The sequence below is a fragment of the Micromonospora sp. DT48 genome (assembly GCF_049844495.1).
In the GTDB taxonomy this organism is placed as follows: Bacteria; Actinomycetota; Actinomycetes; order Mycobacteriales; family Micromonosporaceae; genus Micromonospora.
The window spans coordinates 185,122-197,397 of record NZ_JBNCLE010000010.1 but is presented as its reverse complement, the minus strand read 5'-3'; the positions used below and the strand labels follow the sequence as shown (position 1 = coordinate 197,397).

Below are 12,276 nucleotides of genomic sequence, written 5' to 3'. Positions count from 1 at the left end.
CAGCCAGGCCAGCCCCGCTGGACCGGCTCCGGGGTTTACGCCCCGGCGCTCTTGTCGCGTTCGCTGAGAATCTCGCGAAGCTCACCGTCACCGAGCGAGTGCCGGTCGTGGAACGCCTCCACGAGTTCGTAGAGCTTGGTCTGGACCCGGTCGACCTTCGGCACATCGTGCAGGACCGACTGCCCACGCTCCCCGGCCGACTCGATGGTGAGGGTGCCGTAGCCGAGTAGCCGCCCGGCGAGCTGCTGACTCATCGAGTGGTCGTTGACCCGGCTCAGCGGGATGTCCCGGCGCTCCCGGGAGAGCACCCCGTGCTGGAGCAGGACTCGTTCGTTGGTGAAGAGGTAGTGCGTGGTGCGCCAGGAGATGTACGGCCACACCGTCAGCACCAGCACGGCGAGCAGGGCCAACCCGCCGATCACCGCGAGCGTCAGGGAACCGCCGCCGCCGGAGGGCAGGAACACGAAGCCGACCACCACCGCCGCGATGGACAGCACCAGCACCACCACCGGCCAGACCAATGCCTTCCAGTGCGGATGCAGGTGCAACACGACGTGCTCGTCCTCGGTGAGCACGTCTTCGGGGAACGCCACGGAAACCTCCTCGCAGGAACGGACGGGCAGACCGTAACCCCCCAGCGCCACCGCCCTACATCCGCCACGCGGCTCGTTACGCACCGCCACCGGCGCACACCCGCGCCGGTGCGGCGTCAGCGGAGGTGACGGATGTCCGCGGCGGCCAGGGATCGCCGCCCGGTCGCCGTGGTGACGAGGAGCTGACCGTCCGGGTCGATGCCGGTGGCCGTCCCGGTGACGGCAGTGCCGTCGGGGAGCTGGGCCCGGACCTCGCGGCCGATGGTGCCGCAGGCGGTCAGATACGCCTCGCGTAGCCCGCTGGCCGTCGCGTCCCCACCGGCGTCACGCCACCGCGCGTACCAGTCGGCGACCGACCGGAGCAGTGCCCGCAGGAGCGGATCCCGGTCGGTGGCCGCCGCGCCCGCCAGTTGCAGCGAGGTGGCCGGCAGGCCGGTGGGCTGCTCCGGTAGTTCGTCGGCGCGCAGCGTCACGTTCAGCCCGATGCCGAGCACGACCGCGGGCGGGTCGCTCGGCTGCGGTCCGGGCACCCCCTCGGCGAGGATCCCGGCGCACTTGGCACCCCCGATGAGCAGGTCGTTCGGCCACTTCAGGGAGGCGTCCAGCTCGGCCAGCAGGGTCACCGCCTCGACCAGCGCCACACCGGCCAGCAACGGCAGCCAGCCGTACCCCGAGGGGGGTGCGGGCGACCAGCCACGGGTCGGCACCGCCTCGCCGGGCCGCAGCAGCACGCTGGTGGCGATGCCGGCACGCGGCGGTGACTGCCAGACCCGCCCGCGCCGTCCCCGGCCGGCGGTCTGCCGCTCGGCCACCACGACCAGGCCCTCCGGCTCGCCGCTCCGGGCGGCCTCGGCCACGTCGGCGTTGGTGGACCCGGTCTCCGTCCGCACCTCTAGCCGGGACCACGGACCGTACGGCGCGGCCAGCGCGCGACGCAGCCGGGCCTCCGACAGCGGCGGGCGATCAAGATCGGTGTACGGCGAACCCGGCACCTGACCAGCCTACGGGTAGGCCGGTGAGGCGAAATGCACAGCTGCGGCGACCTGAACCATCGTTATATTCCCAGGGTGACTACCGAGACCGGGACCAACATCCACAGCACCGCGGGCAAGCTGGCGGACCTGGCACGACGGGTCGACGAGGCGGTGCATGCCGGGTCGGCCCGCGCCGTGGAGAAGCAGCACGCGCGAGGCAAGAAGACCGCTCGGGAACGCATCGAGATGCTGCTCGACGAGGGGTCGTTCGTCGAGCTGGACGAGTTCGCCCGGCACCGGTCCACCAACTTCGGGCTGGACCGGAGCCGCCCCTACGGCGACGGCGTGATCACCGGCTACGGCACCATCGACGGCCGGCAGGTCTGCGTGTTCGCCCAGGACTTCACCGTCTTCGGCGGCTCCCTCGGCGAGGTCTTCGGCGAGAAGATCGTCAAGGTGATGGACCTCGCCATGAAGATCGGATGCCCGGTCATCGGCATCAACGACTCCGGCGGTGCGCGGATCCAGGAGGGCGTGGCCTCGCTCGGCCTGTACGGCGAGATCTTCTTCCGCAACGTCCGGGCCAGCGGCGTCATCCCGCAGATCTCGCTCATCATGGGCCCGTGCGCCGGGGGCGCGGTCTACTCCCCCGCGGTCACCGACTTCACCGTGATGGTCGACCAGACCTCGCACATGTTCATCACCGGGCCGGACGTCATCAAGACCGTCACCGGCGAGGACGTCGGCATGGAGGAGTTGGGCGGCGCGCACACCCACAACAGCCGTAGCGGCAACGCGCACTACCTGGCCACCGACGAGGCCGACGCGATCGACTACGTCAAGGCGCTGCTGTCCCACCTGCCCTCGAACAACCTGGACGAGCCGCCGGTCTTCGAGGCACCGGCCGACCTGGAGATCAGCGACGAGGATCGGGAACTGGACACGCTGATCCCCGACTCGGCCAACCAGCCGTACGACATGCACCGGGTGATCGAGCACGTGCTCGACGACGGGGAGTTCCTGGAGGTCCAGCCGCTCTACGCGCAGAACATGGTGGTCGGCTTCGGTCGGGTCGAGGGTCGCCCGGTCGGTGTGGTGGCCAACCAGCCGATGCACTTCGCCGGCACCCTGGACATCGCGGCCAGCGAGAAGGCGGCCCGCTTCGTCCGCACCTGCGACGCCTTCAACATCCCGGTACTGACCTTCGTGGACGTTCCCGGGTTCCTGCCCGGCACCGGCCAGGAGTGGGACGGCATCATCCGTCGGGGCGCGAAGCTCATCTACGCGTACGCCGAGGCCACCGTGCCGAAGGTCACCGTGATCACCCGCAAGGCGTACGGCGGGGCGTACGACGTGATGGGCTCCAAGCACCTGGGGGCCGACCTCAACTTCGCCTGGCCTACCGCCCAGATCGCGGTGATGGGTGCGCAGGGCGCGGTGAACATCCTCTACCGGCAGGAGTTGGCCGCTGCCGAGGACCCCGCCGCCGTACGCGCCGAGAAGATCGCCGAGTACGAGGACACCCTCGCCAATCCGTACGTGGCCGCCGAGCGCGGGTACGTCGACGCGGTGATCCCGCCGCACGAGACCCGTACCCAGATCGTGCGAGGGCTGCGGGTGCTGCGTACCAAGCGCGAGTCCCTCCCTCCCAAGAAGCACGGCAACATCCCGCTCTAGCTTGCAAGGAAGGGCCCCTTCCTAACGCCTGGTGTATAGGAAGGGGCCCTTCCTTGCACTCGCGCGGGGTCAGCAGGGTGGGTTGGCGGCGGTGCAGAGCCGCTTCGCGGCCACGGCGGCGAGGCGGCGCAGTTCCCTCGCCGTACCGTCTGGCCCCAGACCCATCACCGTGACCAGGTCGCCGACACGCACCACAGCGATCCGGTCGAGATGATCCTGCCGTCGGCTCTCGCCGGTCTCCAGGTTGCGCACCTCCGTGACGCGGTGCTCGATCATCATGGCCTGGTCTCCGACGAAGTCGCGGTCGGTCACCTCCCACCGGTGCTCGGCCTCCACGGCAGCGACATCGTCCCCCCAGATTGCCTCGCCCCTGGACAGCCAGCTCGCGCACGGGGTGAGCAGCGCGTCGATCCGGACCACGATCCGGTCAGCCACCTGCGGGGTGAGTCGGTAGACGTCCTGGCTGAACAACAGCTCCGCCAGGCCAGGCGCGCTGCGGCCGCCCTGCGACCGCAGCAGCGTCTGGGAGCGCGAGTAGCGGGAAAGCTCCCAGTCGGCGGCCCGGCCCTGCTCCTGGTGGCAGGCGAGCAACATCGGGTCGACCTGTACGGGTTCTCCCAGCCCGGTCCGACCCAGCGGTGGTTCCGTCCGCGCGGAGAGGTCATCCGGCTGCACCAGGGCTTCCCGGGGGATCTCCGCAGCGGGCGCCGCCGCGACGGTCGGCGCGGCCAGCGGAGCAGCCACCGGTAGTGACGGTGGAGGTGGGGGTGCGGACAGTCGCTTCGTGACGACGGCGGAGAAGGCCGCCACCATCACCACGGCGATCGCCGCGCCCACCACCGCATGTCGACGGCGGCGGGCAGCCCGCTGGCGCAGCTCTTCGGGCGTCGCCCAGCGAACCTCCCGTAGCTCGTGCTGCACCCGCTCAAGGAACCTCATCTCGTCACGCACCGGGCGCCTCCTCCAGGTCAGTGACGGCGAGCAGCCCGGCGAGCGCGGCACGCCCCCGGGAGAGCCGGGCCTTGACCGTGCCGACCGGGGCCGCGGTCTGCCGGGCCACCTCGGCGACCGGTAGGCCCGCGAGGTAGTAGAGCGCGATCGCGACGCGCTGTTCCTCGGGGAGCCGACGCAGTGCGGCGACCACCTCGACCGTGTCGGTGGTGGGTGCCGGGACGCTCTCGGCCGCGCCGTGCCGCAGGTACGCCCGAGCCCGGCTGCGCAGGCTGCGCCAGCGGCTCACCGCGATCCGGGCCGCCACCACGCGTACCCACGCCTCCGGGTCGTCGTAGGCGCCCACCGTGGACCAGCGCTGCCAGGCCCGGATGAACGCCTCCTGCACGGCGTCCTGGGCCTCGGTGAGGTCGCCGGTCAACACGTAGACGTAGCCGAGCAGCCGCTGCCGGCTGCCCCGGTAGAACTCGTCGAACCCCTCGACGTCCGCCACCCGCACCTCCCCTACCTGACAGAACACACGCACCGGGGGCGGGGCAGGTTGCCGATCTGCCGACGAATCAGGTGAGACCGGCCTCGGCGAGCAGCGGGCCGGCCAGCAGCAGGCCACCGGCCACCAGCACGGCGAGGTTGACCAGGCCGAAGAAAACCACCCAGAAGAACGCCGGCAGCGGGGTGATACCGGCGAGCTGGTCGGCGTCGGAGGCGGGCATCCCGCGCCGGGCCCGCAGCCGCTGCAACTCCACCACCGGGCGTACGCCGCCGAGCAGCAGGAACCACACACCGGTCCAGGCGAACGCGGCCTGCACCTGTGGACTGGCGTACCAGGAGACGGCGAGCACCGCGCCACCGGTGACCACCAACGTCAACGCACCGTAAAGGTTGCGGATCATGACCAGCATGGCCAGCAGCAGGATCACCGCTATCCACAGCAACAGGGTGATCCGGTTACCGGCGAGCAGCCACGCCCCGCCCAGACCCACCAGAGGCGGGGCGAGATAACCGGCGAGCAGGGTGAAGACCATGCCCGGTCCGGTAGGGCGGCCGGCGGAGAGCGTCAGGCCGGAGGTGTCCGAGTGCAGCCGGATGCCCTGCAACTTGCGGCCGGTGAGCACGGCGACCAGCGCGTGGCCGCCCTCGTGAGCAATCGTGATCATGTTGCGGGCGATCCGCCACGGCAGCCCGGTGACGACCACCAGCAACGCGACCAGGCCGGTGAGCACCACCAGCAGCGGCGGCGGGTCGGGCTGCGCGCCGAACAGGCGGTCCCAGAACTCGGTCATGCCCTCGATCGACACCATGAGGCGCGAGCCTACCGCTCCGGCCATGCGGTGATCACAAGGTGGACCGCCCACACATCATGGCGTTGAAAGTTTCTTTAACCCCCTCTTGCACTGACGAGTAGCGATCTCCAAAGATGTCTGTCTATCGATCAACGTCTCAGGAGGACGCCATGGGTCGGACCAGATCATCGTTGCGTCGGCTGACCGCCGCCGCCATCACCGTGCTCGCCACCGCCGCCGCCGGGCTCGTCGCCACCGCGACCCCGGCCGCCGCCGCCACCGTGCCGGGCATCGACGTCTCGCACTATCAGGGCACCATCAACTGGACCAGCGTCCGCAACGCCGGCATCCAGTTCGCCTTCATCAAGGCCACCGAGGGTACGAGTTACAAGGACCCGAAGTTCAACACCAACTACGTCAACGCGTACCACGCCGGGGTGATCCGCGGCGCGTACCACTTCGCCCGACCCAACATCTCCTCCGGCGCGGTCCAGGCGAACTTCCTGGCCTCCAACGGCGGGGCCTGGTCGGCGGACAGCCGCACCCTGCCGGCGGCACTGGACCTGGAGGCGAACCCGTACAGCGGCGGATACTGCTACGGCCTGAGCACCACCGCCATGCGCAACTGGGTGCAGGACTTCCTCAACACCTACCGCTCCCGCACCGGCCGCTACGCGGTCATCTACACCACCACGAGCTTCTGGAACCAGTGCACCGGTTCCTGGAGCGGGCCGTGGAACAACCACCCGTTGTGGATCGCCCGCTGGTCGTCCTCGGTCGGCACGCTGCCGCCCGGCGCACCGTTCTGGAGCTTCTGGCAGTACACCGACTCCGGCCGGGTCTCCGGCATCAGCGGCAACGTCGACCGCAACTACTGGAACGGCGACCGTAGCCGGCTGATCGCGCTCGCCAACAACACCTGACGTACCGCGCGTGGCAGGCTGACGCCCCCGCTCGGACGGCGTCGGCCTGCCACCGCGTCACCACGATCCCAGCGCGTCACCCGGCTCATCGCACCTCCGAATGGCGGAGGCCCTACCCGGCGATCAGTCCTGACGGTCCGGCACGAACTCCCGGAAGATCATCTCGAAGTTCGCCAGTTGCGCGTCCCACTCCCGGTCCGCGACCTCCCAGCGCAGCGCGAAGCCCCGGTTGCTGGCGGTCACGAAGCCCCGGTTGCGGGTCCGGATGCGAGTGTTGTCCCGGCTCTCCCGCCAGTCCCAGTCCGCGCAGGTCCGCCACTTGCAGTCGATTTCTTGAATGCTGATGAACTCGTAGTTGCGGACGAGGTTCTTCCGCCCCGGCTCGATGGCGCGCCACGCGGCGGCCGCGTCGCGCTGCGGCCGGTCGGTGCGGTCGATGAGCAGCTCACGGACACCGTTCGGTTCCTTGTACAGCACCCAGGTGCCACGGGCGCTGCGCCGCCAACCGTCCGGCACGGGCACCTTGAAACCGACCGGGTCGGTGCGCAGCGTCCACCCCTCCGGCAGCCCGCCAGCCGACTGCGTCGCGCTGGGCGAAGCCGACGGGCTGGGCGAGACGGACGGGCTGGGCGACGCGGCGCTCGGCGGGGCGGCCGGAGCCGAGGTGGCCGGTGGGGATGCACTGCTGGTGCCGTCGGTGACCGGCGGTGAGCCGCCGTCCTCGTCGCCGCCGGTGAGCAGCGGCACGACCACCGCCAGACCAAGCAGCAGCACCGCGACCAAGGCACCGACGAGCACTGCGCGCCGGGCCCGTTCCGAGCGGAACTGCCCGGCCTTGAAGACGGAGCCGCGGGCCGGTGCCGGGCTCACCGATGCCGCCGGCATCACCGAGGTCGGCTGCGGAGTTCGTCGCGGGTCGCCCGCTGTGGGCAGGCCCACCCGTGTGCCGCCGTCCGATTCGGCCGCCGCCCTCACGGCCCCGCCGGACGCACCGGTCGCCGTCGCGGCCGACGTCCCCGAGACCGCGCTGTCCACAGTGGTGGTGGCGCGCTGGGTGCCGTCGGTGTCCGTCCCGGCCGGGGCCGCCGACTCGGCGTCCTCGACGTGTGCCTGGTTTGCCGTCGCGCCGGTCTGCGTCGCGTCGGCACCCGTCGACCCCGAATCGCTCCGCTCGCCGCCGCTGCCGTCGGTTCCGGCCTGCTCGTCGCCGGGGGTGGCCGGCTCGGTGGTGTCTCCTGCCGCAGCGGCGGTCGAGGCGGTACCCGCAGCGGCGGCCAGCGCGGTGTCCCGCTCACCCGTCGAGGTCGGCGATGCGGCACCGGAGCGCTCGCTCTCCGCGTCGACCGCAGCCGCCTCCGACGGATTGGTCATCGAGACTTTCGCCGTCGGCGCGGCGTCGACACGATCGACCGGCCCGGCGATCTTCGCCGTCGGGTCGACGTCGCTGCCGGGCTGTACACCGGTCGACCGGTCCGGGGAGGAGCCTGCCGCCGCAACACCGCCCGCCAGCAGCCCGGAGGTGGGTGGTGTGCGGGGCGCGGGCGGCGTGACGGGGCTCGCCGGGCGTTCACCGGACGGGCGTGGAGCCGGCACCAGGGGTGGGCGCGGCTCGCGCGGGCCGTTCGGCCCCGGCCTGCGTACGCCGTCGAGCAGCGAGATCCGAGAGCGCCGGCCGCCGGCCTTGCGCAACATGCGCTCGGCCGCCTCCGCAGTGATCCGCTCCTGCGGATCCTTGCGGAGCAGCCCGGCGAGCACCTGCTTGAGCGGCCCGGCGTTACGGGCCGGTGGCACCGGCTCGGTGGCCAGCGCGGCCAGCGTGCTGATGGCGGAGGGACGCGCGTAGGGGGACTTGCCCTCCACAGCGGCGTACAGGGTGGCACCGAGCGACCACAGGTCCGCTTCCGGGCCGAAGGTGCCGTCGCGGGCCCGCTCCGGCGCGATGTACGCGGGCGAGCCGAGCACCATGCCGGTACGGGTGACGTTCGGGTCACCGGGGATCGTGGCCAGGCCGAAGTCGGTCAGCACCACCCGACCGTCGGTGCCGAGCAGCACGTTGCCGGGCTTGACGTCGCGGTGCATGATGCCGGCCTTGTGCGCCGCCTTCAGTGCGTTCAGCACGCCCAGGCCGATCTCGACCACTCGCGCCGGTGGCAGCGGACCGTCCTCGGCGATGGTGTCCTGCAACGACCTGGACGCCACGTACTCCATGACGATCCACGGATCACCGTCGGTGCGGAGCACGTCGAAGATGCGTACCACGTTGATGTTGTTGAGCCGCGCGATGGCGCGTGCCTCGCGCAGCGAGCGCTCGCGCATCTCGCGGCGCTCGTCATTGGTCAGGCCCGGCGGCGGAACCAATTCCTTGATCGCGACATCGCGGTGCAGCACCTCGTCGCGCGCCTTCCATACCCGACCCATGCCGCCCTGACCGAGCGGCGAGATGAGCCGGTACCGGTCGGCGACGAGTTGGGGGGAAGCTTCTGACATCGCTGAGACGGTACCCGGCAGCGCGGATCGTCACACCGTCGGCACGCCACTGTGCGACGAAGATCAAGCTCACGCCGCGTACCCTGAGGTCATGTCTGCCGAAGAGCCGCTGTTCCGGATCGTGCGTGGCGTTCCGACCGCCGAGGAACTGGCCGCGTTGGTGGGCGTCATCACCGCGCGCTCCCGCCCGGCGGTCCGGCCCGCACCGGCCCCGGCGTCGGTCTGGGCGCGCAGTGGCCGCCCGGTGGGCGCGGCGCTGACGCCCGGTGCCGGTGCCTGGCGCACCTCCGGCCTCCCACGCTGACCAATCGGGTACGCGATCGTCGTCCTGCGCAGCGTGAGTGAGGAGTTGTCAGGGCTGCGGCGGGCGGCGGGGACGGTCTAACCTCACTCAGGGGAGCGAGCCCGTGACAGATTGGGAGGGCCGATGATCCCTGAGGAGGATCGACCAGCATCCTGGCTACGAGGTTCCGGGGGCGTCGAGGCCGACATCCGCCAGCTACGCGACTTCGCCGAGCAGCTCCGCGCCGAAGTGGAGAGCGGCTACGCGCCACACCTTCGGCACATCGCCGACGACATGCTCACCAGGGTGCCCAACCCGGCCGACGCGTTCATCGAGCTGGTGCAGTTCATGCGTACCCATTGGGAGACCCAACAGGCGACGACCAACGCCGTCTGGGGTGTCGGTGACGCCACCGGCCACCTCGCCGAGGCCGCCAAACTCGTGGCCGAGCAGTACGCCGACACCGACGCCTTCGCCGCCGCCCGGGTGGCCGACATCCACCGGGCGCTCGGACACCCCGACACACCGCCACCGTCGACCGTGACCTCGCTGGCCACGGCGTCGCCCTCGCTCACCGACCCGACCGGCACCAGCGCGGTGGTGATGCCGTGAGAGAACCAGGCGTCGGCCGCAACGGTGGCCTCACCGAGTGGCACCTGATGAACGTCGCCGACATGTGGGCCTGCCTTCAAGGCCACCACCCCGACAGCCACTGGCGGCACGTCGCTGGCTGGCGCAAGGTCGCCGAGCTGGCCGGTCAGCACCTTGCAACATTGAAGAGCTACCGGGCACGCCTCGCCCAGGTCTGGCCACCTGAGACGAACGCGGCCTCACACGCCTACCTCGCCAAACTGGACGAGCTGATCGAGCAGGTGTTGCGTACGCAGGCCGCCGCCAGCACCAACCAGACCGCGCTCTCCGCCGCGACCCAGGCGCTCAGCAGCAGCCGAACCGAAATCCAGAAGCTCTACGACGAGTACGCCGCCAAACTGCGACAGCGGCGCGCCTGGGAAGAAACGGCCGCCGACCCGAAAGCAGCCGCCGCCAGCAGGAGCATCCAGTCACCGGTCACGGACTCCGACCTGGAACGGCTGAACATCCAGGCCCGCAACATCATGTACGGCCTCAGCGCCGAACTCCAACAAGCCCAAACCCTCCTCCGCCACCCACCCCCACCACGGATTCCGACACAACCAGCCCGAGACGGAATCCCAACAGAAGACCACCCTTTTACAGGCGGCATCGCACCCATCATTCCGCCCATCATGCCTATATCGACACCCTCGCCTAGCTCAGCCAGTAAACCGGGCTCGACAGTCCGCCACGCATCCAAGCCCGCAGGAACAAATGCGGGCCTGATACTCGGCGGAGCCAACCCAAGTTCAAGCCCTCAATCTTCCAGCTCACCTTCATCGAGGTCCACCACCTCCTCTGTTCCTCCAATGCTGGGAGGCTTAACTCCCCCACAAGGACGGAACCCGGCTCGACCTGCCGCAGTAGACAATGACGCGAGTGCCACACGTCGAGCACTGCCACCCAGCGGCACGATAGGCGGGCCTTCAGCTTCGGGGATCAGCCAAACCCCAACGAGCACGCACAAAAGAATCAACCCGATTGGGGGAGTTATCGGAGGAGGAAGCGCCGGCACTACTCCAACTGGCAGCGCCGGATCCCGGCCAGGTAGCGGAAAAGGACTCGGCGGCCCCCATCCTCCACCGGTTGGTGGATCCCCTCATATAGCAATGCCGAACACCGGCGTACTCGGCAGCCCTAATGCGAAACCCGCACACGACAACACAGGCGAGTTGCGCCGACTGGTGGCGACCGAGCCGTGGCAGACAGATCAAGGCGTCAGCCCAGTTATCCGACCACCCGACGATGATGGGCCAATCGATCCCGGCCCCGCCATCGGCCTAGACCGTTGAGGTTTCATGGTGCGACGGCTGCATCAATTACTTATCGTGGCAGTTGTTGCCATCCTTCCAACCCTCACACCTTCTGCGAAAGATGCAGTTAGACAGCCGCCTTCGGCCGACGAAGAGGTTCACACCAAGCAGTGGCACCTCGAAATTCTCGCCGCCGAGAAAGCGCACAAGATCACGCAGGGCGATGGCGTTGTCGTTGCAGTCCTAGACACCGGCGTTTCCCCTCATCCCGACCTCCAAAGAAATCTCCTTCCGGGGATCGATCTAACTGGCACCGATCGGGGTGGCAACCATGATCGTGATGGACACGGTACAGGCATGGGAGGACTCATCGGCGCCCATGGCCGCACGAGCAGTACAGGCATCCGTGGAATCGCACCTAAAGCGACGCTTCTTCCTGTTCGATTTAAGGAATACGGACCCGAAGGAACAGCCGAGAACCTGAGCAAAGCGATTGATTATGCAATAAGGCAACGAGCGACAGTCCTGAGCATCTCCTCAACCGGAGACCCCGATCCAGGGCTACAACGCGCAATCCAGGCGGCTGTACACGCTAATGTCGTAATCGTGGCGGCGGCTGGTAACCGCCCCGACGACCGAAGGGTCGGTTTTCCGGCAGCCTATCCTGGCGTAGTTGCGGTAGGCGGGATTGATCGAAGCGGGAGACATGCTGCGGTATCCGTAACCGGGTCGGAAATTGACATTGTTGCGCCGGCTGTTGAGTTGGTCAGCACCAGCTTTGATGGCGGGTATCGGGTCGGCACGGGGACGTCTGGGGCGGCGGCGATTGTGGCGGGGGCAGCGGCCCTGGTTCGGGCTAAGTATCCGTATCTGCCGGCTGACGAGGTGGTTCATCGGCTGACTGCGACTGCGATCGACAAGGGGCCGCCGGGGCGGGACGACCAGTACGGCTACGGGGTCATCGATCTGGTGGCGGCGCTGACGGCAGACGTACCGCCGAGGGGTTTTGAGTCGGTGCCGACGGTCGGGCCGGACGGGGCTGGCCCCACCACGGCGGCGGCTGACCGGCCGCGTGCCGACGGACAGCGCGTGGCGACGATTCGCGGCCTGGTCACGCTGGGGGTGCTGGTGGCGGCGGGAGCCGGTTGGGCGCTGGTCGTCCGCCGTCGACGTCGCTCTGATGATCCGCCGCCGCCAATCTCACGCTGAGTCCAGCCGT

11 protein-coding genes are annotated in these 12,276 nt (G+C 69.5%); 5 read left to right on the top strand and 6 right to left on the bottom strand.

Annotated elements, in window-relative coordinates; translation table 11 throughout:
* Positions 1 to 35: 35 nt before the first annotated feature.
* Both ACLQ2S_RS14280 and ACLQ2S_RS14275 read right to left on the bottom strand, forming a co-directional pair.
* A complete protein-coding gene (locus ACLQ2S_RS14280) occupies positions 36 to 593 on the bottom strand; it encodes a PH domain-containing protein (RefSeq protein WP_309222692.1) in 558 nt (185 codons plus the stop codon).
* Between the two features lie 116 nt (positions 594 to 709).
* Positions 710 to 1,585 (bottom strand): biotin--[acetyl-CoA-carboxylase] ligase, encoded by an 876-nt coding sequence (locus tag ACLQ2S_RS14275; protein ID WP_309222693.1) that lies wholly within the window; start codon positions 1,583 to 1,585, stop codon positions 710 to 712.
* 75 nt (positions 1,586 to 1,660) lie between these two features.
* Between ACLQ2S_RS14275 and ACLQ2S_RS14270 the strand changes: the two genes are divergently transcribed.
* A complete protein-coding gene (locus ACLQ2S_RS14270) occupies positions 1,661 to 3,244 on the top strand; it encodes an acyl-CoA carboxylase subunit beta (RefSeq protein WP_309222694.1) in 1,584 nt (527 codons plus the stop codon).
* 69 nt (positions 3,245 to 3,313) lie between these two features.
* On the opposite strand, the gene ACLQ2S_RS14265 is transcribed toward ACLQ2S_RS14270, so the two are convergent.
* The 3 genes from ACLQ2S_RS14265 to ACLQ2S_RS14255 all read right to left on the bottom strand — a co-directional run bounded on the left by ACLQ2S_RS14265 (position 3,314) and on the right by ACLQ2S_RS14255 (position 5,496).
* Positions 3,314 to 4,195 (bottom strand): hypothetical protein, encoded by an 882-nt coding sequence (locus ACLQ2S_RS14265; protein ID WP_155215140.1) that lies wholly within the window; start codon positions 4,193 to 4,195, stop codon positions 3,314 to 3,316.
* Positions 4,188 to 4,688: a SigE family RNA polymerase sigma factor gene (locus ACLQ2S_RS14260; protein ID WP_309222695.1), complete on the bottom strand. Its 501-nt coding sequence runs from the start codon at positions 4,686 to 4,688 to the stop codon at positions 4,188 to 4,190. Before ACLQ2S_RS14260 ends, ACLQ2S_RS14265 begins: the two co-directional genes overlap by 8 nt.
* A 67-nt stretch (positions 4,689 to 4,755) precedes the next feature.
* Positions 4,756 to 5,496 carry a M50 family metallopeptidase gene (locus ACLQ2S_RS14255; protein ID WP_155215141.1) on the bottom strand — a complete coding sequence of 247 codons (741 nt, stop codon included), beginning with the start codon at positions 5,494 to 5,496 and terminating at the stop codon, positions 4,756 to 4,758.
* Positions 5,497 to 5,648: 152 nt separating this feature from the next.
* Between ACLQ2S_RS14255 and ACLQ2S_RS14250 the strand changes: the two genes are divergently transcribed.
* Positions 5,649 to 6,401 (top strand): GH25 family lysozyme, encoded by a 753-nt coding sequence (locus ACLQ2S_RS14250; RefSeq protein WP_155215142.1) that lies wholly within the window; start codon positions 5,649 to 5,651, stop codon positions 6,399 to 6,401.
* Between the two features lie 123 nt (positions 6,402 to 6,524).
* Here the strand turns inward: ACLQ2S_RS14250 and ACLQ2S_RS14245 are convergent, their stop codons facing one another.
* A complete protein-coding gene (locus tag ACLQ2S_RS14245) occupies positions 6,525 to 8,888 on the bottom strand; it encodes a serine/threonine-protein kinase (RefSeq protein WP_155215143.1) in 2,364 nt (787 codons plus the stop codon).
* A gap of 91 nt (positions 8,889 to 8,979) precedes the next feature.
* On the opposite strand from ACLQ2S_RS14245, the gene ACLQ2S_RS14240 reads away from it, so the two are divergent.
* From ACLQ2S_RS14240 to mycP, 3 genes are all read left to right on the top strand, one after another.
* Complete coding sequence (locus tag ACLQ2S_RS14240) at positions 8,980 to 9,192, top strand: acyl-CoA carboxylase subunit epsilon (RefSeq protein ID WP_155215144.1); 213 nt, start codon at positions 8,980 to 8,982, stop codon at positions 9,190 to 9,192.
* 123 nt (positions 9,193 to 9,315) lie between these two features.
* On the top strand, positions 9,316 to 9,783 hold the full coding sequence (locus ACLQ2S_RS14235; RefSeq protein WP_425701832.1) for a hypothetical protein: 468 nt from the start codon (positions 9,316 to 9,318) through the stop codon (positions 9,781 to 9,783).
* 1,319 nt (positions 9,784 to 11,102) lie between these two features.
* Positions 11,103 to 12,266 carry a type VII secretion-associated serine protease mycosin gene (gene mycP, locus ACLQ2S_RS14230; RefSeq protein WP_425701831.1) on the top strand — a complete coding sequence of 388 codons (1,164 nt, stop codon included), beginning with the start codon at positions 11,103 to 11,105 and terminating at the stop codon, positions 12,264 to 12,266.
* The last annotated feature ends 10 nt before the right edge of the window (positions 12,267 to 12,276 follow it).